General features: G+C 52.6%; 20 protein-coding genes. 7 read left to right on the top strand and 13 right to left on the bottom strand.

Going from position 1 to position 21,883, the window contains the following annotated elements; all coding sequences use genetic code 11:
• The first annotated feature begins 163 nt into the window (after nucleotides 1-163).
• Entirely contained in the window at nucleotides 164-376 is a 213-nt protein-coding gene (locus ASC96_RS31820; protein WP_082512121.1) for a DUF2934 domain-containing protein, read from the top strand.
• 396 nt (nucleotides 377-772) lie between these two features.
• Here the strand turns inward: ASC96_RS31820 and ASC96_RS16610 are convergent, their stop codons facing one another.
• The 5 genes from ASC96_RS16610 to ASC96_RS32705 form a co-directional block, all read right to left on the bottom strand.
• The gene (locus tag ASC96_RS16610) at nucleotides 773-1,744 is read right to left on the bottom strand and encodes an alpha/beta hydrolase (RefSeq protein ID WP_060504255.1); all 972 of its coding nucleotides are present in this window, start codon (nucleotides 1,742-1,744) and stop codon (nucleotides 773-775) included.
• Between the two features lie 144 nt (nucleotides 1,745-1,888).
• On the bottom strand, nucleotides 1,889-3,412 hold the full coding sequence (locus tag ASC96_RS16605) for a mechanosensitive ion channel family protein (RefSeq protein WP_060504254.1): 1,524 nt from the start codon (nucleotides 3,410-3,412) through the stop codon (nucleotides 1,889-1,891).
• Nucleotides 3,413-3,468: 56 nt separating this feature from the next.
• On the bottom strand, nucleotides 3,469-4,635 hold the full coding sequence (locus ASC96_RS16600) for a hypothetical protein (RefSeq protein WP_244482106.1): 1,167 nt from the start codon (nucleotides 4,633-4,635) through the stop codon (nucleotides 3,469-3,471).
• 48 nt (nucleotides 4,636-4,683) lie between these two features.
• On the bottom strand, nucleotides 4,684-5,895 hold the full coding sequence (gene hmpA, locus ASC96_RS16595) for an NO-inducible flavohemoprotein (RefSeq protein WP_060504253.1): 1,212 nt from the start codon (nucleotides 5,893-5,895) through the stop codon (nucleotides 4,684-4,686).
• Nucleotides 5,896-5,904: 9 nt separating this feature from the next.
• Nucleotides 5,905-6,570, bottom strand: a complete 666-nt coding sequence (locus tag ASC96_RS32705; RefSeq protein ID WP_162246365.1) for a DUF1971 domain-containing protein — start codon at nucleotides 6,568-6,570, stop codon at nucleotides 5,905-5,907.
• Between the two features lie 103 nt (nucleotides 6,571-6,673).
• On the opposite strand from ASC96_RS32705, the gene ASC96_RS16585 reads away from it, so the two are divergent.
• On the top strand, nucleotides 6,674-7,093 hold the full coding sequence (locus ASC96_RS16585) for an Rrf2 family transcriptional regulator (RefSeq protein ID WP_060504252.1): 420 nt from the start codon (nucleotides 6,674-6,676) through the stop codon (nucleotides 7,091-7,093).
• A gap of 788 nt (nucleotides 7,094-7,881) precedes the next feature.
• Here ASC96_RS16585 and ASC96_RS16580 read toward each other — a convergent pair.
• The 3 genes from ASC96_RS16580 to ASC96_RS16570 form a co-directional block, all read right to left on the bottom strand.
• Nucleotides 7,882-8,628, bottom strand: a complete 747-nt coding sequence (locus ASC96_RS16580; protein WP_060504251.1) for an NAD(P)H-binding protein — start codon at nucleotides 8,626-8,628, stop codon at nucleotides 7,882-7,884.
• A gap of 164 nt (nucleotides 8,629-8,792) precedes the next feature.
• The gene (locus ASC96_RS16575) at nucleotides 8,793-9,140 is read right to left on the bottom strand and encodes a DoxX family protein (RefSeq protein ID WP_060504250.1); all 348 of its coding nucleotides are present in this window, start codon (nucleotides 9,138-9,140) and stop codon (nucleotides 8,793-8,795) included.
• Between the two features lie 43 nt (nucleotides 9,141-9,183).
• Nucleotides 9,184-10,242, bottom strand: a complete 1,059-nt coding sequence (locus ASC96_RS16570; protein WP_060504279.1) for an alkene reductase — start codon at nucleotides 10,240-10,242, stop codon at nucleotides 9,184-9,186.
• A 172-nt stretch (nucleotides 10,243-10,414) separates the two neighbouring features.
• On the opposite strand from ASC96_RS16570, the gene ASC96_RS16565 reads away from it, so the two are divergent.
• Entirely contained in the window at nucleotides 10,415-10,900 is a 486-nt protein-coding gene (locus tag ASC96_RS16565; RefSeq protein ID WP_060504249.1) for a MarR family transcriptional regulator, read from the top strand.
• A 72-nt stretch (nucleotides 10,901-10,972) separates the two neighbouring features.
• On the opposite strand, the gene ASC96_RS16560 is transcribed toward ASC96_RS16565, so the two are convergent.
• From ASC96_RS16560 to ASC96_RS16545, 3 genes are all read right to left on the bottom strand, one after another.
• Nucleotides 10,973-11,386: a cupin domain-containing protein gene (locus tag ASC96_RS16560; protein ID WP_060504248.1), complete on the bottom strand. Its 414-nt coding sequence runs from the start codon at nucleotides 11,384-11,386 to the stop codon at nucleotides 10,973-10,975.
• Between the two features lie 117 nt (nucleotides 11,387-11,503).
• Nucleotides 11,504-12,418 (bottom strand): alpha/beta hydrolase, encoded by a 915-nt coding sequence (locus ASC96_RS16555; RefSeq protein ID WP_060504278.1) that lies wholly within the window; start codon nucleotides 12,416-12,418, stop codon nucleotides 11,504-11,506.
• A 921-nt stretch (nucleotides 12,419-13,339) separates the two neighbouring features.
• Nucleotides 13,340-14,170: an SDR family oxidoreductase gene (locus tag ASC96_RS16545; protein ID WP_060504246.1), complete on the bottom strand. Its 831-nt coding sequence runs from the start codon at nucleotides 14,168-14,170 to the stop codon at nucleotides 13,340-13,342.
• Nucleotides 14,171-14,263: 93 nt separating this feature from the next.
• On the opposite strand from ASC96_RS16545, the gene ASC96_RS16540 reads away from it, so the two are divergent.
• Nucleotides 14,264-15,175, top strand: coding sequence for a LysR family transcriptional regulator (locus tag ASC96_RS16540; protein WP_060504245.1), 912 nt, complete (start codon nucleotides 14,264-14,266; stop codon nucleotides 15,173-15,175).
• Nucleotides 15,176-15,371: 196 nt separating this feature from the next.
• On the top strand, nucleotides 15,372-16,121 hold the full coding sequence (locus tag ASC96_RS16535) for an SDR family oxidoreductase (RefSeq protein ID WP_060504244.1): 750 nt from the start codon (nucleotides 15,372-15,374) through the stop codon (nucleotides 16,119-16,121).
• A gap of 143 nt (nucleotides 16,122-16,264) precedes the next feature.
• Here ASC96_RS16535 and ASC96_RS16530 read toward each other — a convergent pair whose 3' ends face one another.
• Nucleotides 16,265-17,038 (bottom strand): alpha/beta hydrolase, encoded by a 774-nt coding sequence (locus ASC96_RS16530; RefSeq protein WP_082512119.1) that lies wholly within the window; start codon nucleotides 17,036-17,038, stop codon nucleotides 16,265-16,267.
• Between the two features lie 219 nt (nucleotides 17,039-17,257).
• Nucleotides 17,258-18,808: a PAS domain-containing sensor histidine kinase gene (locus tag ASC96_RS16525; RefSeq protein ID WP_156397564.1), complete on the bottom strand. Its 1,551-nt coding sequence runs from the start codon at nucleotides 18,806-18,808 to the stop codon at nucleotides 17,258-17,260.
• A 459-nt stretch (nucleotides 18,809-19,267) separates the two neighbouring features.
• Here ASC96_RS16525 and ASC96_RS16515 point away from each other — a divergent pair, with 459 nt between their 5' ends.
• Both ASC96_RS16515 and ASC96_RS16510 read left to right on the top strand, forming a co-directional pair.
• Nucleotides 19,268-19,681 (top strand): DoxX family protein, encoded by a 414-nt coding sequence (locus ASC96_RS16515; RefSeq protein ID WP_156397575.1) that lies wholly within the window; start codon nucleotides 19,268-19,270, stop codon nucleotides 19,679-19,681.
• A 107-nt stretch (nucleotides 19,682-19,788) separates the two neighbouring features.
• Nucleotides 19,789-21,864, top strand: coding sequence for a PAS domain-containing protein (locus ASC96_RS16510; protein WP_060504240.1), 2,076 nt, complete (start codon nucleotides 19,789-19,791; stop codon nucleotides 21,862-21,864).
• Nucleotides 21,865-21,883 lie beyond the last annotated feature (19 nt).

Raw genomic sequence — 21,883 nt, 5'->3', positions numbered from 1 at the left:
CCATATAGCCAAGATTTACTAGTCTGCACTTGAAGATTTCGGCCCAAAACAGTCGGTTGCAGCGGAAACCAACCGCCCTGTTCCATAGTAAACCTCCGTATACGACGTACAGCCCTGAGCTTTTGCTAAGATAGGTCCACAGAACACTTAAAGGGGACAACACATGAGCGATGAACAGCTACAGTGGGTAAACGACCGGGCATACGCAATATGGGACGCGATGGGTCGGCCACATGGTCAAGACGAAGCGCATTGGTTCCAGGCCTCTTCAGAATACGAGGTGATGACAAATTCTACCGCCCCGGAAAGTGGCACCGAAGGTAGAAAGCTGGATTGCACCACCGTTGCCAATGCACCCCGCCGCAAGAAGCGCTAATCAGACTAATCTTCTTGAGCACTGTCGAAACAAGGATCGGCGCATCGGCCTGTCCGTTGGGCAGACGCAATGATCTGCCCCCCATTTTCTTTTCATTCTGTTCAAGGCAAATGTCGGTCGCTGCTTTAATGCGTGTATGGGCAGGTGGACAATTGCTGAGCGGTACCTGTCTCGCGGATCGATTGTTGGGCAAGAGTACGCAGCAAGGCGAAGCCGAGCTGCGTATGAGGGTGACCATGAATATGACCATCTGCGGTTCGAACCTGGTGCTGCGTGAGCGAATAGTTGTTGCAAGAACGGCAATTCGCCCACGCTGAAAAGCGACTCTGTCGATAAAAAAATGCGGACCCGTAGGCCCGCATCCTAGATCGAAACTTGGTCCAACATGTCACCAGGTCAGGATTTGATGAAGTCCAGCAAGTCAGCGTTGATGACGTCGGCATGTGTCGTGCACATTCCGTGGGGGAAACCGTCGTAGACCTTCAGCGAGCCGTTCTTCAAAAGCTTTACGGAAAGCTTGGCCGAATCCTCGATGGGCACCACCTGGTCATCCGAGCCGTGCATCACCAGCGTAGGCACCTCAATCATTTTCAAGTCTTCGGTGAAATCAGTTTCTGAAAACGCCTTAACGCCGTCGTAGTGTGCCTTAGCGCTACCGGCCATACCCTGCCGCCACCAATTATCGATGCTTCCTTGGGAGATTTTGGCGTTGGGGCGATTAAACCCATAGAATGGTCCTGTCGGGATGTCGATGTAAAACTGAGCACGGTTCGCCGCAATGCCGCTTCTAAAAACGTCGAAGACTTCCATCGGCAGCCCCCCAGGGTTGCTGGCTGTCTTGAGCATGATTGGTGGGACTGCGCCGATTAGAACAAGCTTAGCCGTGCGCTTTTTGCCGTGACGGGCGACGTACCGAGTGGCTTCTCCGCCCCCTGTGGAGTGACCAATATGGACGGCGTCAGATAGGTCAAGATGTTCCACCACCGCAGCGGCATCTGCGGCGTAGTGATCCATATCATGACCTTCAGAGACCTGCGCAGAGCGGCCGTGCCCTCGGCGGTCATGCGCGACAACACGGAACCCCTTCTCAACGAAGAAGATCATCTGAGCGTCCCAATCATCACTGCTCAAGGGCCAGCCGTGGTGAAAAACAATTGGCTGGCCCGTGCCCCAGTCCTTATAAAATATTTCAACGCCGTCTTTGGTCTTCACTGTTCCCATGTTCAAATTCCCTTTTTGGCTTGTGGGCTGCTTTGAAGCAGCGAGTGCATGAAGTGGTAGGGCGGTCGCAGCCGTGGCCCCGACCCCAAGAGCCAGCACGTCTCGTCGCAACAATCCTGGCCTGTTAAAGGCATTGTTCTCTGACATTGATTTTCTCCTTGGCCACGCCGGAGGCGTCCTGGTCGTCAACCGAGAAGCCGGGTTTGTCTACGTGGACCCTGATCGGGCACGAGGAGATTGAGACAAAAAAACAAGAGATTTCAGATATACATTAGTATATTGCAGTGCACCCTAATGCAGACCGAATAGTGTTTTGATCCGGGCTGAAAAGGAGACTGGCAGGGTGATGGAGAACCCGCTAACTGCTTGCAGCAGGTCTTTTTCAATTTCAATCCGGTGCGCAAGGACATTGCCGACCTCTTCAGCAATGATCGGGCGGTCTCTTAATAACCCCGCAAATCGGTCTTTTGGAATTTCAAAGCATTTCACCGCAGTTAGGGCAGTGATGTCGCCAGGCTCAACGACGCCCATCAATACTCCACGCTCCCCAAAGAACTCTCCAGGCGATAGCCGAGTTATCTCAGTTCGGTGCCCTTCGTTAATATGCTCGACCACGATCACGCCCTTCTGAATGAGGATCAGCGAAGTCAAAGATGTGCCTTGCCTTGCAATCATCCTCCCTTTTGCGAACTCCAACGGGATCATTGATTGTGACAAAGCTGATTTCTCCTCCAGGCTTAACCCTTGGAAGAGCGAAACTGAAAGGAGGCATTTAAGGGGATCAATGGTCTGTGGACTGCTGAACGGCTCGGCCGCTGTCGCGCCACGTGTGACGGATGGGCTCATGAGCAAACCATATGATCGGGCATGCCGGTAGATTAAGTCGTAAATTTCGTTTCTGGCTTCGGCAATCTTCGAGACGCTTCTGACGCGACATGTCAACTCCACGCCAATGCCGTCGCTGTCCATCCCTGTTACTGATACAGATGGGGACAAGGGCCGCATGATTTTGGTGCAACCCAGCAAGACAACTTTCATAGCTTCGACGACTAACTCAGGTCGCTCGGTTGGCAGAAAACGGACCGCAACCGACATTCCGTGGCTCTCATCAGGACTGCTAAAATTCGTAAGTCTCGATTTGGCGAGGGTAGAGTTTGGAACGATAACCACGTCGTTCGTCGAGTTTAACAAATGTGTAGAACGCCAATTTGTCTCTATCACCTTGCCTTGGACGTTATCATCCAACACGATCCAGTCCCCAACGAGATAGGGGCGTCCCAAATTCAGCGCGATGCCCGAGAACACATCATTCAAGGTACTCTGCAACGCCAAACCGATTACAATTGCAAAAACACCTGATGTGGCGATCAAGGTGCCCACCGGCACATTGAAGACGTAGGCGATCAAAGATAGTGCGGTTCCTATGTATACAACGCCTGAGAGCAGGTCTCGGACGAGGCGTCCTTCCCTTGGTCTGTGTTCGAAAACAACAAAATGTCGGATGATATTAACCAGAAGCAGGGCGAGACTGATCCACCAGGCTGCCTTTGCTGCGCCAAGCGAAATACCCTGGAAGAGCCCTCCACGGTAACCTGCCGCAAATGGCTCAATCCCGCGAGAAATAAACATCGCTGAAAGCATAGCAAATACGAAAACATCGAGCCCAAGCTTAACACGCGTGTGGTGCCGCACTGCAAATCTTAGCGGTATCGTACCCGCTAAAAGCACGCCAACTTGAACGACAAACAGATCGAGCGTCGATGATCCCATGAGGGCAAGGTACTCAGCGCGAAGCCTCGGCAACACTATACGCATGTTTACTAACCCGAGCGTGGGCCCGCGTGTGCATCACGCGAGCCCACGTCCACCGGTCACTTTTCGGGCGACGCGCCAAGCTGGTCGCGCGACTGCTGTCCATGTTCAGGTTCGGTTTGCCCATGTGGATGTTCGGGATCAAAGGAGTGCGTTGTCTTCGATGCCTCGTCGACCCTGACTTCACCATCGTGGCCGTAGAAGGCAACATGCAGACCCCAGTAACTTGTGCAAAAAACAATTAACGCGGCTGAGAGGCCCACAGGTATGCTTGAGACCCGACGTTTGAATACGGTCATAAGATCGACACCACTGCGTTGGTCTGCTGCAACAGCTAGAAGAATGGCCATGATTAGGCCGTGTCCAATCAGATCAACACGCCCAAAGGGCCAAACGGCGGCTGTGAAAATTACCAAAAGTGCTATCGCAGACAGGCGTCTGATCAGCGGTGTCCACAAGAGTCCAAAACCCAGTGTAAACTCAGTTACACCAGCCATTGGGATAAAGACGTCACGTGGCATTCCGAAGGTGAGAAAAGGCTTCTCTATCACAAGGGGATAGAACCAACTCGGAAACGCAAACTTCTCAAGACTTGACCACATTAATGCGATTGCAAGTCCCCATCGCAGAGCCTCAAAACGACGGTCGCGCATGGTCTCATTCTTTGACGGCTCAAGAAGTAGGTAAGCAGCGACACCTAACCCAAGAGCTAGGTAATCGAAGAGGTGGAAGAGGTCATAGTCGCGCAACGCCAAAAGCCAAAGTGCGACTATGCCAATACCCGCTAAAGGCATAGTTCGCCGTGAGAAAATACAACACGCAATTACCAGCTGTATCCAGGAAACCCACTCCGCTGGTGTTTTTAGATCGGGGGTTAAGTACACACCCCCTACGGCAAAAATGGCTACGAAAAATGCCGCGATAATCGCGCGAATGTACTCGTCCTGTCTCCGCCACAGCGGCGACGTCACCGTGTTGAGGCCTTCAATTACCGTTTGCCCATACCGACTTTTCTCGATCATTCGCGTCGCAACGAAAAAGATCAGGACAAGTGCGATACCAGTCCAGAACCATTGGTTCACTAATGTTTCGACAACTGGCTCTGGGCGGGCACCCACAATGTAAGGAGCGAACCACTTGACGTGCGCGGAGGCCGATCCAGGTGTAAAAGCGATTGCTGTTGCAAATAAGGTTATTGGTCCGCAAAATCTCTGAAGCGTGCTCATGTTTTCACTTCGCTAGGTTGAATGCCTGGGGATTGCCCCCTGACGGGTTCAGGCTGCAATCAGTTCATCTGCAGGTCCAAAAAACTCATAATGGATACGGTCGCTGGAAACCCCAGCGCGAGTCAGCCCCCCTACGAGCGACCTGAGAAAAGGTTTGGGGCCGCAAAGATAGAACTCTGAAGTCTGCAAAGACGTCCTTTGGCTGAGCCAATCGACGGTGATATATCCATCCTGGTCATGGGAGAGCCCAACAGCGTCGCTCACTGAGGGAGCGCTGTAGAACGTCGTGACTGAAACACGCCCGTGCGCAGACGCAATGGACCTCACGTGCCGATCCATCGCATGGGTAGAGCTGTTCAGAGCACCATGGACGAAGTGTGCTTCCAGCTCGGGATAATCGCTGCCAATTGCTTCAAGCATACTCAGCATTGGGGTGAACCCGACACCTCCAGACAGAAGGACAACAGGCCGAGATGGCTCGTCAGGGAGGAAAAAATCGCCAGCGGGTGGAGTAGCCTCCAAAATCGTACCAATCTCGGCGTCATCGTGGAGATATCTTGAGCCCCCCTGCCCGTCTTCTTCCCGCTTTACCGAAATGCGATAATATTCGTCGTTAGGCCCGCATGATATTGAATAATTCCGTTTCACCTCGTGACCATCGAGAACGAGCCTAAATGTCAAATACTGACCGGGGCGATGTCGGAGAACACGGCCTCCATCAGCTGGTCGCAGAACGAAAGAAGTGACGACATCACTTTCTGGAACCTTGTCGCTGATGACAAATTTCCGCCATCCAGTCCAACCGCCACTTTTGTTCTCGATGGCTTGGCGCAGCTCTTGCTCACGCTCCGTCAAAATATCTGCAAGAAACCAGTAAGCTTCTCCCCATGCTTCGAGCAACTGGGGTGTGGCGGCTTCTCCCAATACATCGCTGATGGCTGCCAATAATGCGCGCGCAACGAATGGGTAGTGTTCCGGAAGGATGTGATAGCCGATGTGCTTGTGAGCAATACGCTCAACGACTGGCGCAAGGACAGAAAGGTTGTCTATGTTTCGAGCGTAGCCAAGGATTGCCGCTGCGAGAGCGTGTACCTGCGAACCACCCTCGCCCTGGTTGGCGTGGTTAAACAAGCTTTTGATATGATCATCTTCAAATAGCTTGGCGTACATGCGTTTGGTAATTTCAGCGCCGTGAACCGCTAAAGCGGGGACGCTTTGCTTTACCAATTCGATTGTTTGTGGAGTTAACGGACGGGGCATAACAATTCCTTACTTGTTGGCGGTTAGGGTTGGGAGGGCGTCGTAAAATTCGATCCTGAATTTGACAGGCCCCGACAGTTCAAGGTGATGTGGTACATTTGGTTGGATGACCTGCGCTATCTCAGGAGATAAGATGGTTTTCACGCTGTCCTCGAAGTAGTGCACACAGCCCTCCTCCACGCGGACGACCCCCCATGTGCCAGGCTTCAAAGAATGCGAATGAAGCAAGCCAAGCGGTACAGTGTGCTCATCGAAGTATCTGCTCACCTTGTATGGGCGGGGATTGTCTGGTTTCACGACAACTGCGACAGGCGAAACCTCGCCAAACAATGATTGGACAAATCGTGAGGCTATCCTGGTCGCCTTAGCCTGCATCTGCTCGGCAGTTTGAGGCTCCAAAAGTTCGTTCGTGGTGAGCTTCCAAAGCTCTAGCCAGCGTTGAAACATCTCTGGTCGAATGAGATCAGAGTGGATAGCGTGCATGGAAAGTGGGTTACCCTTATACCGGCCCGTCGTCAGCATGAGTGACGACCAGAAATCGGACAACCGCTCCATGTGCTCATCCCAGTCCTCGACGACCGAGAACGGAACTGACAGCGACGGGTCGGCTCTTACCCTTGCGTAGAAAGCGACCAGGATTTCTTTGATTTTGTCTTCATTCAGCTCGGTGCTCATAACCGCCCCATAAATATGCATATGAGATGCATCTATTCCGTTTTGTGTAAACATGCTATTGAAATGCATGTTATCCGATTGAGCATTTTGACGCAGGCTAACCATGAGATTGACACGCTACACCGACTACGCAGTCCGAGTATTGATATACCTTGGTTCACGCGATGCGGGTTTAGGCTCGATACGGGAGGTTGCGAAGGCCTTCGATATATCGCAAAACCATTTGATGAAGGTCGTCCAAGACCTAGCCGCAGCGGGCTTTATCCAGTCTGTCAGAGGAAGAAATGGCGGTATTCGCCTTGCTGTAGAAGCACGTGATATCAATCTGGGAAAAGTGCTTCGTCATACAGAAGGTCTCGACGACCTTCTGGATTGCTCGGTTTGCCTCATTGCTCCTGCGTGCGGGTTACCGCCCATATTGTCGGAGGCGACACAAGCGTTCGTGGCAGTGTTTGACAAATATACGGTAGCTGACCTAGTGCGCCAGCGTACTCTCATTCGTACGCTTCTGGAGAGAGCATAAATTTTGGGTGGACCGCAGCTCAAGAGCCTCCGATAGAAGCGCGGACCTTTTAGCGCGTGAAGACTGGGCTTGGGCGTCCCGGCGAAAACCCTTATTGCAGCTAAGAACATGAAATTACCGCTCGGCCGGGCTCAACCCAATGCCTGGCACCGCCTTCACAAGCAGTTCAGCTTCGTCGAGGAGATTTTCAGCTGCCGAACCAGAATGCGTCGGAGAACCCTCCAGCTCTCTCACCTTCTTCAGTGATCCGAAATCACCGGCGCAAGCCTTGAGGCCCCGAACATCGCAAAGCGCAGCATTATCGCCACAGGAGACGCTAAACCTTCGTATACTTAAAATACATTAGAATTCTCTCTAAACATATATCCGGTTTAATCGGATCAAAAACAATGCATAAAGAAAAATATCATCAGCTACACTCCGATTCTCAAGGGCAAATTTTCTTTATTATTATAATGTCAATTATGATAATTTCATCATACCTTTTTATATATGTACCGGTGACAAAACCTCACAAAGCCATTCAGGTTATTATTCCCGATCAGAATTCTTTTCGAATTCAAATCAACGCTAAGACATAGTCGTAACAACACAAATACCGCCCGCCGGTCTCACCAAGACGCGTCACGTAGTTATGTCTTGAGACCTTCGGGCCATGTGTGTGCAGACAACGCATCAACCGCGCCAAGTCCACTTTGACTGAACTTGACGCGGCAGATGGACTAGTCGGTAATTGGCCCCCTGCTTCATCAGCAGCAGACGTGCCCCCAATTTCACGTTGCCCGACCTCACGTCGGGATTTTCCCCCACTCACTTAAACTCGTCGCTCCCTTATGATATTCACCAACAGGAACTAGAGAAGTCGGTTCAAGCTTTGCTCCAAAATATTCAGCCTCCGGATCGCCCACTACGTTCCGTGCATCGCCTTTAGACGATAGATAGGCTCTAATGATCACATCCGTTTGATCGCGTTCCGGGCCTGCGATCTCGACAATTCCATTTTTTGGAGCACTCAATGCGGTCGTGGCGATAAATGTCGATACGTCATCGCTTGCAACGGGCTGGAGGAAAGCCGTTGAGACACGCACGACATCCTCAGCGCCCGGGGTATATGCGATGGCACTAAGAAACTCGAAAAACTGCGTCGCTCGAACGATGGTGTACGGAACCGTCGAATTTTTGACGATCTCTTCCTGGGCAACCTTTGCGCGGAAATATGCGTTGGTATGCAGATCATCCACCCCGACAATAGACAGGGCAATGTAGTGCCCGACACCCGCATTTTTTGCGCAGCGCGTGGCGTTCGACGACGACTTCGTGAAGAACTCAAAGACATCCTTTTCTTCAAACGATGGCGAATTTGAAACGTCGATCACGACGTCCGCATCTTTCATCGCTTCCGCTACGCCCGTGCCGGTTACTGCGTCGATCCCACTTCGTCTGGAAGCGGCGACGACTTTGTGGCCTGCATCTTTCAAAAATTTGGCAACCTTTGATCCGATGAAGCCACTTCCACCGATAATTACGGCTTTCATTTGCTTTTCCTTATCTTCTTAGTCGTGTTGATGGGGACTTGTGCATTGGTCTCACCCGCCGAGGCCAGGATAGTAGTTCGCTGTTGAAGCCCTAGTATACTCGCGGGCCGGGATCACCTTCATAAGTGCATTCGCTTCAGAGCGCTTGAGTAGGAAACAGGCAGCTATGATTGTGAAACCGCGCTGTATGCGGCAGCGACGCCAAGGCCAGAGAACGCTAATATAATTCCTGGTATGATTGCCTGCTTACGTAGACCCGCCCTCAAAAGCGTACCAGTTGCCGCCACCATTACGCAGGATGCCAGCGCCGCACCAAAAATCCTTGTGCTAGGTACGATGAGAAGGATGGCAGCGATAAATTCTAGGACTGCTGTCACGTAGTGAAATCCGTCAGGATACCCCCAGTTGCGGTAGGTCTCGCGGAGGTTGCCGCGAGCCAGGAAGTTGTTAAGGGCTCCATAAAGGAAAAAAATGGCGAGAGCCCAGAAGAGCACTTCAGAAACTATGTACATCGAGATACCTTTCTACTGAGATTGACTAAATCTTCAGTCATGGTCACGCCAGGCTAGGGTAATCAGTGTAACCGCGTGCGCTGCCACCAAAGAAGGTTGCCTTGTCCACCTCATTCAAAGGTGCCTTGGTCTGTGTGCGGCGCGCGAAGTCTGGATTGGCCAGTGTCATCGAGCCATAGGATTCGATGTCGGCTAGACCGGCGGCTACGTCAGCGCCAATCAGCTCGCGCGGACGACCAGGACGGTTCAGGATCAACGTCTGGTGCCAGAGATTGCGTATATCTTTGAGTAGCTCCTCGTTGCCCCAATGCATTACATCAAGGAAGGCAAGCCCAAGTTTGTCTAGTTCGCCTACCAGGTAGCGATAAAGGGCTGGGCCTTCGCTGCCCTCGTCGAGATCGCCCAATGGACCACCGGGAGAGACGCGGAAGCCTGTGCGCTCCGCGCCGATTTCCTCAACAACCGCACTTACCACCTCGATAGCAAAGCGCGCACGATTCGGTATTGAGCCCCCATATTCGTCGGTGCGTACGTTCGCATTGGGAGCAAGGAATTGCTGAATGAGGTAGCCGTTCGCGCCGTGGACCTCGACACCATCTGCACCGGCTTCGATGGCAGATCGAGCCGCATGGCGGAAATCTGCGACAGTTTGCTTAATGTCCTGCAGAGTCATTTCTCGCGGTACTGGCACTTCCTTCATTCCGGACGGGGTGTGGAGCTGTAAGTTAGGTGCGAGAGCGGACGGCGCGACAGCTTGCAGGTTACCTACTACATTTTCGGGGTGCGACATGCGGCCAACGTGCATAATCTGGATGAACACACGACCACCCTTGGCGTGGATCGCCGACGTGACCTGCTCCCAGCCCTTCACGTGCGCTGCTGTGTAGATGCCGGGGGTATTTACATTGCCTTGCCCTATGTCTGAGGGTTGGGTGGCTTCTGTCAAAATCAGGCCCAGGCTGGCGCGCTGGGCGTAATACTCGGCCATCAGTGGCGTAGGCGTCCCGTCGGTGTTGGCTCGACTGCGGGTCATCGGAGCCATCGCCAGACGGTTTGCCAGAGAGTAGGGTCCTACTCGGACGGAAGTGAATAGGTCAGACATTTCGAATAAATCCTCGGTTGTCGGGTCAGAATGTTGGGACTGTTGCGACATCGATAATCTTGACGTCGAGATAAATATATTGTTGCATTATCTCGATGTCAAGATGTTCGACGTCAAAATAAATGGCCTCTTTTATCTTGACGTCAAGACGTATTAGGTTTATCGGGGTACCATGGATCAAGTAGATAAAGTCATTGAGCAGTGGCGCGTGGCACGTCCCGATCTGGATGTGACCACAATGGGGCCGATAGGACGCTTATCGCGAGCAACCAAGCATATGCATACCGTGGCGGAGCAGACATTCGCGTCTCACGGGTTGAACATGGCCGGGTTCGATGTGTTGTCCGCTCTGCGAAGGTCTGGACCGCCCTACTCTCTCTCTGCTGGCGATCTTTTGGCATCAATGATGATCACGTCCGGCACCATGACGAACCGGATCGATCAGTTAGAAAAATCGGGGCTCGTCCTAAGAACAGCCGACCCGGATGACGCTCGCAAAGCTATTGTGTGCCTGACAACCGAAGGCCTGGAGCGTATTGAACAAGCAATCGTTGATCACGTTGTCACGCAACGTGAGCTTCTGACCGGGCTGACCGCACGCGAGATTGTTCAGTTAGACGGACTGCTTCGCAAACTAACGAAGTCACTGGGCGTTTAGAACACCTCACGCCATGCGGTCTCTCCACCGATTTCGGGCAGCAATCAGAGGGCCCGGTCGTTTACCCCAATGTCAAGGATCAGGGGTTGTGAGTTCTGTTTCAGTCGTATCGACGACGAAAACAGCGAGAATTTTCGCAGGCTTTGTGGTGCTCGCGTTGGCACTCACTTGATGGTGGTCACCGGGCACCTCGATCCAGTTTTCCCCGGTCTTGAATACCTTTTCGTCCCCGCCATTTACCTTGCTTTTAACCTCACCTTCAATGACGGTAGCCGATATGAAGGCGCTTTTCGCATGAGTGTGGGAAGGATTGTAGCCGCCTGGTCCGTATTCGACCAAGACACCTCGCAGGCTTTTTCCCGGAAGATCAGGCAGCTTGTGGTCGAAGATCACCGAAATTTTTGCCTTATGCGCTTTTTGCGCTGCCCATGTCGGCGTCGTCAAAGTGGCGATCATTAAAGTCGTGGCTGTGAGTAGTTTTAACATCGTTATCAGCTCCGTTGAGTACCTTTATGCAGCGGCACAGGCCGAACTTACGGGCGAATGCCACAGAAGATGAGATATACGATGGTTTGCTTTCGGCATTTTAGTTGGCCAATTTTTTTAAAGGGAAGCCACTTCGATCACAGCGTCAATGAACGCGGAGGGTGCCTCCTGTGGAAGATTGTGCCCGACACCAGGAATAACTCGGTGTACTCTCTTGCCACCAAACTTGGCAGCGGTGGCCGTACCGTCAGTGGCTGAGACCACACCATCGGCAGCTCCATCCAGGGTCACGGAAGGAACTTGAATGACTGGCTGTATAGCGAGTTTCGCTTCAATCTCGTTGTAATCCGGGTAACCCTTCGCGCCGCCAAGACGGTGGCGGTATGAGTGGACTACAACGTCCACGTAGTCCGGGTTCTCAAATGATCGAGCACTACGTTCGAAGGTTTCGTTGTCAAAGCGCCATGTCGGGGAATTTTCGTGCCACATGATCCTCGCTATTTCCGTCCGGTTTCGAGCGAGACCTTTTCTCCCTCTCTCGGTTTGGAAATAGAACTGATACCAAAATCCGCGCTCGACATGAGCGGGAGCAGGCTGGTTCGCCTTAGCAATATCTTGAATAAGATAACTGTTGACCGAAACCAAGCCGTTGCACCTTTCGGGCCAAAGCGCCGCGCCAACGCAGGCTGCGCGACCGCCCCAGTCGTACCCTGCGAATATTGCATTTTTGATCTCCAGGGCATCTAACAATTCAATTAAGTCTCGGCCGATTGCTGCCTGTTGACCGGATCGCGGGGTTTTCGGATCAAGGAAGTTGGTTGTCCCGTGGCCTCTTAGGTATGGGACGATTACCCTGTAGCCCTTTTTTACGAGGCTCGGCCCAACCTCGACAAAGCTCAGCACGTCGTATGGAAAGCCGTGTAATAACACGACGACTGGGGCATCCTTAGGACCAGCCTCAAAGTACCCGACGCTCAACACGCCTGCATTAATTTGCTTTACCGTCCTGAACAAAACAGCCTCCTCTTTCAGATTAACGCGCTCAGCGCGTGGCTCGGTGGCCGTGCCAATTAAAGCTGCTGTTGCTGTTCCCAAGAGAAGGGTTCGTCGTTGCACGTTAAAACTCCTGATATTTAAATCTCAGGGATTAGAACAATGCGATCAATCCAGCACCAGCTATACGGTAGTTGGTAACCAGGACCAGGACGCTGCAATTTCACCACCTATTGCTGCCTTGAAGGATTGGTACATACAGAGTTGCGCCACGAGGTGCTGGCACGACTGCCAAGTAGGAAGCGTTAGGAGCAATAGTTCACTGACGAGCTAGAAAGCGGCTTGCTATCACAGTCACCCTTATTGATATGTTCAATTGCTCGCCGCTGACGTCTCATCGCGTTAGGCATTTGACAAAACTTTACCAATCTCGCGCAACCTGGCTATCGCCTGTTCGAGCCACGCGACTTTCGGGTGCACTCCTTCAGTCTGCAGTTGATGTCATCCGCAGTTTCGATATTGCGTACGGAGATTCCAAAATCACTGTCGCATTTGAATTCAGAACGGACATACCGAGTGTAAAGGGTCAGGCCAGGCACATTCTTAGAAGGGAACCTCAAGATTACGGCACCATCTCGCGCGATGATGCCTTGAACTTGCTGGCAGCTAGCGCGTGCTGCGTACATACGCTCAATGGCTCCGGCCGGAAGTGTAAAAAGTATAAGCCATACAATGGTGAAAGAAATCTTTGACATGTTTTCATCCTAGCAATGCGATTGCTCGGAGAATCGACGGAATGTCGTCACTTGAAAAGTATACAAAGATATAGCCACGGGCTCGACCTCAGTTTAAGTGGAGCCGTTCATAGAGACTGCCACTGCCCGAAGCTCGCCGATGATCGGAAGGCAACAAATGCGTGGCGGCCATTACTAGCCGCCACAAGCCGAAGCCTAGTCTTGATCAATCAAGCTTGGGCATCATTCGGCTGCGCATAAAGGTCATATACTCCGATTCTGAGCTTCCGCGCCTTTTCTCGATGAGCGGCTTTATATCCTCAGTCGCGATATAACGTAGCTGATCGGTTCCGTCGGTTGCAGCGCCGAAAATGACTTCAGCTACCTCTTCACTAGTTGCCAGACCGCGCGACTTGCGCAAACCTTCGAAGATCGCGCCAGCTCCAGCGACGAATGCATCGTAGTCTGCAGGTGTTGAGGTCGAGGTAAATTCTTGACCGCTGCGCTCACCGAACTTGGTTTCGAGAACGCCCCCTGGTTCGACAATTTTGACACCGATCCCGAGCGCACTCAGCTCATAGGACAGCGATTCTGAGAAGCCCTCTAAGGCAAACTTGGACGCGTTATATAGCGAGATCATCGGCAGGCCGAAAACACCGGCTCCCGAACTCACGTTAATGAAGAGACCAGAACGATGTGCACGGAAATGGGGAAGCGTTTCGCGAACCACGTCCATCACGCCAAAAACGTTGACCTCAAACTGGTCCAAAACTTTCTCTCGGGGTGTACCCTCAAAAACACCAGACAGTCCGTACCCAGCGTTGTTAATTACAACGTCGATCCGACCGAACTTTTCGATCCCAGCATCCAATGCGCTCCGGATCGAAGCCCGATCTTGCACATCAAGCTTGGTTACGAAAACGTTTGGCAGTGTTTCGCAGAGATCACTGGGATTGCGCATGGTTGCGACAACGTTCCACCCCCTCTCAGCAAAGAGGCATGCACTCGCTTCGCCAAAGCCTGACGAGCAGCCGGTAATCAGAACGGTTTTTGTCATAGTTTCACTCCTTGATACCCACCCTATCTAGCAACGCTTGATCCACTATATAACCGGGACAATGCTGGACGCCTCGTTGAAGGAAATTGGACAATGTCGGGTATGACGCTTTCGGACCTGCGGGCAGTTGCTACAGTTGAAGCTGCTGGAAGCTTCCGTGGAGCCGCGAGGGAGCTGGGGGTGTCAGTATCGTCGCTCAGCCATCAGGTTGCGACCGTGGAGAAGCGTTTAGGAATTCGATTGTTCAATCGAACCACCAGAAGTGTTTCCATCACTGAGGCTGGCGAGGCGCTATTGAAACGGGTTCGTCCAGCGCTAAACGATATCGATGCCGCACTTGCTGCGGTCGACCATCTGCGCAGCACTCCGTCGGGGACATTGAGGCTGAACACGTCAGAAGGCGGAGCTGAAAGAATACTCCCACTCGTCATCGACTTCTTGGCGAACCATCCAGACATGAAAGTTGATCTCGTTACAGAAGGGCGACTGGTCGACATCGTTGCCCAGGGATTTGATGCCGGTATCCGGCTTCAGGAGGTGATACCAAAGGACATGATTTCGGTCTCGCTCGGCCAAACAGAGTCTTTTGTCATAGTTGCCTCGCCTGTTTATCTTGAGCGGAAAAACATTCCAACGTCGCCGGGAGACCTACTGCAGCATGAGTGCATAAGGGCGCGGTTGCCAAGCGGCAGTCTGGTGAATTGGGAGCTTGAGCGCAACGGTGACACGATATCGGTCGATGTTCGAGGGCGACTAGTCGCGGGCAGCACCGAACTTAGTGTTTTGGCGGCACGTCAACATGCAGGCATCGCTTATGTGGCCCTTCGTGCGGTGGAACACGATATTTCCAGCGGAAAACTTGTCCAGCTTCTGCCGGAGTGGACGCCCCCATACCCTGGAGTCTGTCTCTATTATCCAAGCCGACGGCTTCCCTCAGCTGGGCTCCGAGCGTTCATAGATCACGCTTTCGAATGGCGTCGACAAAATTTAAGGGGTGGCACTTAGGCTACCAACTCGGACAATTTTGCTGACCTTAGTTACCGCAACCACAGATGTCATAGGACAAACGCGATCTCGCTATTGGCTAACGCTCGAACCTATAAGACGACCGGTTACGCCAGGTAGACGGCATACATCCGTATAGCTTGCCTGATTCCCGACTTGAGTTGACCCTGTCTGAAGGAAAATAGGGAAGCGAAAAATGAAATATGTTGTAGTAGGCGGAACAGGGTTCATCGGCACGAAGGTCGTCGCCAGATTAAGGTCGGCTGGTCATGAAGTAATTGCTGCAGCGCCGGAGACCGGTGTGAATAGCATCACTGGTGAAGGCCTCGAACAGGCCATGGCTAACGCTCACGCGGTCCTAGACGTAACCAACTCGCCAACGTTCGACCCGCAAGGCATACTGGATTTTTTCGGGGTTTCTACATCAAATCTCATGAATGCCGAAAAGAAGGCGAACGTTCGTCACCACGTTCTGTTGTCTATTGTTGGCACGGACCGGCTCCCCGACAATGCTTATTTCCAAGGAAAAATTCTCCAAGAGAAGTTGGTGAGAGATTCCGGCGTGCCGTTCACAATTGTGCATTCAACACAATTTATGGAATTCCTGGGGGCGATTGCAGACCTTGGCGGGACCAACGAGGAAACGCGCATCTCGACTGGTCATGTCCAAGTGATCGCGGCGAACGATCTAGCCGATGCCCTTAGCGATGTCCTAATGGGAGACCCAATTGGAGGCATCGTCGAAGTGGCTGGGCCAAACCGTGAGCCAATGAGTGATGCCGTAAGTCGTTATTTGACGGCGAAGGGCGACGCTCGCCGTGTGGTAGCCGACCCTGACGCACCGTACTTTGGTGCTCGACTTGAGCGTGATACCCTTGTGCCCGTAGGAGAAGCGCGTATCGGCAAAACAAACTTCAGCCAGTGGCTGACTTCTTTGGCCCAGTGAAAACCGATGTACGGAGGCCTCGCATCACTGGCCGGGGAAAATGCGCTCCCAAGCGCTGTGTAGCTGATACATCCTACGCACGCGACTAACTGCATGCGATGGCCCGCGACAAATGCCGAGTCGACTTTGTCGCGGGCCGACGCTCATTTAGCAGCCGCAGCTTCTTCAACTAGCTCGGCGACCTTGTCCGCATTTGATACCATAACAACATGTGATGCGCCTTTTACGACGACAGTCTTCTTTGACTTCGCACGCTCAGCCATCCAGCTGAGTGCAGCTTCCGGAATATTTTTGTCAGCGTCGCCATAGATGAACCAAGACGGAATGTCTTTCCAGGCCGCTTTTGTGGCGGTTTCAGCTAGTGCAGACGCCGCGATTGGGCGTTGAGTTGCAGCCATCAACTCACCAGCCTGGGCAGGAACGTCTGCAGCAAACTGATCGTGAAACTTGGCTTGCTGTATATACAAATCGCTACCGCCACCGGGAATACTGACGGGATTTTGAAGTGCATCGCCGAGCGTACCGCCAGGAAACTTTCCGGAAAGTCCCACAGCATTTTCACCAACCTCCGGTGCAAAAGCAGCCACGTATACGAGTGCCTTGACGTTTGACGGCTTTGCGGCCTCGCTGATCACGGAGCCCCCGTAGGAATGGCCAACTAGAACAACCGACGTTTTTAAGCTTGCAACGAAGCTGCGGACATATTCAGCGTCAGATTTAACACCGCGAAGTGGGTTAGCGATTGCTGTGACGCTGTAGCCGTCCTTTTCGAGCCTTTCGATAACGCCGTTCCAACTCGAAGAATCAGCGAATGCCCCATGAACCAAAACTATTGGAGGCTTATCGCTAGCGAATGCTGGCACAGCAGGCGTTGCGATAACTGCTGTCACCAGCGCGAGTTTCAAAAAGCTATACATGAGAGTTCCTTTCGTTTGCCCGCAAATTAATTAGCGCACAATTTAATTGCGTACAATGTTAATTTTGACGGACTCGTTCACTCATTCGTGAGTGTGCTCCTGGGGGCGAGCGAAGAGGTTTTCAGTGAGTTGGCAGTTAGGTCGTGGAATCCGGTTACATGCTTATCCCATCGCTACAAGCCGATGGAGATTGGTTGAAAACCGTCTTGAATCTAATCGTCAGGAATTAGTATTCATACGCTGAAGAGAGAATGTTACACGGGCTCCTTCGCCAGTGTTCTCAGCCCAGATCGTTCCGCCGTGCAAACTAATCATTGATCTGCTGATAGCGAGACCAACGCCCATTCCGCTATCTTTTGTGGTGTAGAAGGGCTCGAAAATCTTTGTTAGTTCAGAGATACCAGGTCCCCGGTCTTCAACGGAAACCAACACTTGCTGCCCTCTTGTGGATGTCTGGACATCTATCGAACGTGCTCTGTCATCGTTGACCGCCGTCGCCTCTGATGCGTTCCTCAGCAGGTTCATCAAAACCTGTCGGATTTGCAAGGGATCGACCACGACAAGCGGCTCTTCCGCATCTAGACGTTTCGAAACCAGAACGCCTCGGGCTCCTTCCCCGTGCGAAAAAATAGAGCAAACATCGCTGACAATCGTGTTTATTGAGCATGTTTGCTTGTGCCCCTCGCCCAGCTGAAACATAGCCCGGACTCGGCTTACAATCTCAGCCGCCAACTCGGTATCACGATGGACACCCGCTGCGCTCAGTTTTGCTTTTTGAATATTTGGAGGTTCAGCAGACAGCCACCTGACACAGGCATCCGCACCAACCGCTGCGGAAGCTAGCGGCTGGCTTATTTCATGAGCAATCGAAGCAGACAATTCGGCCAAGCTTGCTATCTGGGTCACCCTCTCAAGGTCTTCTTGCGCAAGGCGATATTGCTCTCTAGCTCGCACTTCGTCCTCAACGTCGATTCCAATGCCATACCAACGAACTAGATTGCCTTTGTCGTCTAACAAAGGTGTCGTGCGCCCCTCCAGCCAGCGGTATCCGCTGTCTGACCGTCGGCGGTATCTCGCCTGCCACCCGTCCCCAGTCCGATAACTCCTCTCCATCGCCTCTTGCAGTTGCGCTTGATCATCAGGGTGGATCACAGACCTCATTGCGGTAAAAAGCGCTTCTTTCGGATCGCCTGTCGCCGGTAACACAATGTCCGGAAAGTCACCTGGTCGACGGTTGAAGAAAGTTGTTTTACCGTTAGTCTCGGTCTCCCAGACAACGGCGGGAATCGTGCCAACGACGAGACGAAGCTGTTCCTCCCGGTCTTTCAGGGCCTTTTGAGAGGCGGCATTTTCACCAATGCCTTTCGCATAGCTGCTGTAGCCCCCCACCTGCTCCGGCTTAAGAGCACTGTCAATTTCCAAGGCAGTGCCAATCCAGAACGAGGCGGGCGAATCGGTGCGCGACAAAAGCTTGCTGCTAAACCGGAAGCCAATGCTGCCGAACCTCGTCCGGTGGATGGCGTCGAATTGCTCCCCACTCGCAATGGACGTCAACCATTTACGGGCGAAGGCAGCGACATTATCGGGTTGCAAACGTCGTAGAATGGAAGACGGCATCATCGGTTGATGCGGCGGCAACTGTAGGTGGGCCGCCATAGATTGGCTGAGCACAATTTGGCTCCCATCGACCAGACACGCCCACCCATTGCCTGGGACCAATTCTACCTGGTCGGCAAGATAAATTAGAAAGTTCTTGTCACTCAGCGCCAACGTATTCACCAGCCGAAGCAATTTTCACCGCACCTATCACAATAAAAGCGTAAACCTTTCACTTTGGGCAAGGGGCTAGATTGAGCTTAGGCAACGTTTCATGTTTTTCACACGCATACCGTCTGCCCAATGGGAGACGCACCGTTGAAACTCCATCAAACAATGTCGGGACAGGCGAAGGCCATGTCTCCGATGATACGAGCTTGAGATACCGAGCCAGTTATAGGAGACTCAAGGAACCTGGGCTGGGTAGGCCTGTGACTGAAAGCGAAGATCAGCATCTGTCGCGCTGCATGCTCCATCCTATCAAGGTATACAAGCAGATGACTATTTTCCCGAACCATTATGGGCTGTGATCCTCCACATTGGCCGTGTGGAGACAAGCGATCTCATTGCGGCAGACCGGATTTAGCGAGGATCGACCAAATGAGCACCGTCAGCACTGCTAGCAACCGAGATATGGCCGCAAACTACACCGCGCTTGTAGCCCTGGTGGGCCGCCTTCTTATCAGCCCGATATTCATAACGTCCGGAATTGGGAAGATCACCAACTCTGAATCATATCTGGGTTACATCGCGGCATCCGGGCTCCCGTTTCCGGTAATAGCGCTGGTCGGAGCGATTGTGCTGGAAATTGGCGGGGGTGCGGCCATTGCCTTGGGATATCAAACTCGTTTCGTGGGCTTGATCCTTGCACTTTTCAGCCTTTTAACAGCCTTGGTGTTCCACAGTGATTTTTCGGACCAAAACCAATTTCTCCACTTTTGGAAAAATGCGGCGATGGCAGGCGGCCTGCTCCAACTAGCTGCATTTGGAGCCGGTTTTGCCAGCTTGGACGGTCGTCGTTCCAGACAGAGGTGGATGGTTTCCTAACGCGTCGAGCACCGAAAATCAGGGGCCTAAATCAGTGAACCATTAACATCGTGACTGCGTTTGAAGGCCAAGCTATCCTAGGTGAAGGAAGCCCCTAGGAAGCGTTAATGCCGACACATATTCTACTGACCGTAATTTGCGCCGTTATTGTCGGATTCGCATCTGGGTATGTCTGGCGGGTTTGGTCTACCCGCCATGAGCGCCTCGTAGACAAGTATGCTCGCGCGATAGTTGAAGGCATGCCAGGCCACGGGTGGTCCAACGACCCTGATGGCCGGTTCACTTATGTAAGCCCCCCTGCGCTTAGATATTACGGCTTGGATGACAGTTTTATCAAGATGAACGGGTTTAAGCGCGGACAATTCCATGAAGCTTACGCAAATATGCTGGCCCAAATTATTCACCCGGAGGACCTGCAGGGGACGTTGGACCATTGGGCAAAGACCTTGAAATCAGGGGAACCTGCAACCTATGAATACAGGTTGCGACGCTGGGATGGTGTTTACCTCTGGCACCGGTTAGCGGTGCACCCTGCCCGTGATGACGCGGGATCAATAACCGCATGGTATGGCACCCAAATCGACATCGAAGTCGAAAAGGTTGCCGAGCTTGCCTTGCGAAAGAGAGAACAGGAACTACAGAGGCTGATAGAAGCTTTGCCTATAAATATATGGTGCTGCGACCTCGACGGCTACGTTACGCACTTTAGCAAGCGTTTGCAGTCGTTTTTCGGCTGTGAACTTGACGACATCCCGCATAGCGAACGACGGGTGAGCCGCTCAAACCCTGGCCTGATTCATCCTGACGATGCAGGCCCCGCTGAAGACTTGCTAAAACATAGCCTGGAAACGGGAGAGCCTTTGTCGGCTCGTTACCGGATGAGACGGGCCGATGGGATTTATCGTTGGACCGAACAGCGAGGTGAATTGTTGCGGGACGCTGATGGGAAGCCCCTGCAATGGTACGGGGTCGCAATCGATATTGACGCACTGAAGCGTGAAGAAGATGCACTCCGCTACCGCGAACAGGAGCTACGACAACTTATCGATGTCATCCCGATGATGATTTGGACTGTCGGTGACGAAAAAGGTAACACGTATTTTAACAAGCCCCTGCTTACTTTCACAGGGATTTCACCCGAAGACAATACGGGGACAGATGGCCTGGATGCAGGTCGTGCGATGGCAGAACTGGTCCACCCGGACGATCTGCCAGCACTAGTCACACTTTACAATAGCAATCCTGGAGACAACGCTGTCGTCACGATGCGTTACCGTTTGCGTCGGGCCGACGGGGTATATCGTTGGGTGGAAGGACGATATGCAGGCCTCAGAGACGCCTCTTCGGGCAAATTGCGGCAATACGGCTTCCTAATCGACGTAGAAGAAGAGGTTCAGTCGCAAGCCGCACTGCGAAGCATGCAGGAGAAACTAGGGGATGCTGCAAGGGCTGCCAGCCTGGCAGAACTGGCCGCCTCAATCGCGCACGAAGTCAACCAGCCATTAACGGCGATTATCTCGAACGCAGAAGCGTGCCACCGATGGCTCACCCTCGCCTCACCCAACGTGGATCGCGCGATTGCGTCTGCGGAAGCGATGATTAACAATGCCACAGACGCGGCGGAGATTGTCAGCAGTATTCGGTCGCTCTTTCGCCGAAGCTCTCGGGCCCGGGTCATTGAAAACGTCAACACGGTCATCCAAGAGGTCACGCGGATTATTGGCGTCAGCGATATCGGTGTGAAAGTTGGTATACGCACCGAACTCGCTTCAAATATCCCTACCGTCATGATGGATCGCGTACAAATCCAACAAATCCTCGTGAACCTAATTCGCAACGGACTGGAGGCGTTAGATGGAAGCGAAGGAACTGCTTCACCCATCATCGTGCGAAGTCGTTACGACGAGACGCACGTCATCGTAGAGGTCATCGATGACGGCGTCGGCTTGCCGACTGAGGCAGGGATCGGGCAAGCGTTTTTCACGACAAAAGACGATGGAATGGGGATGGGCTTAGTAATATGCCGGTCCATCGTAGAAGCGCACAATGGCGATCTATGGCACACAAAAAATTCTCCGCAAGGAACAATCTTCGCGTTTTCCCTGCCGATTTCAGGGACAGAGGAAGACGGTGCTCAACCTAGTCATGACGACGCTGCCGATATCTCGAAATTTGCTTCTTAAACCTGCTATGGGCTGTCAA

It is taken from the genome of Rhizobium sp. Root1204 (genome assembly GCF_001424965.1).
In the GTDB taxonomy this organism is placed as follows: Bacteria; Pseudomonadota; Alphaproteobacteria; order Rhizobiales; family Rhizobiaceae; genus Pararhizobium.
Note: the sequence above shows the minus strand (reverse complement) of the source record. Positions and strands in the feature narration are given on the sequence as shown.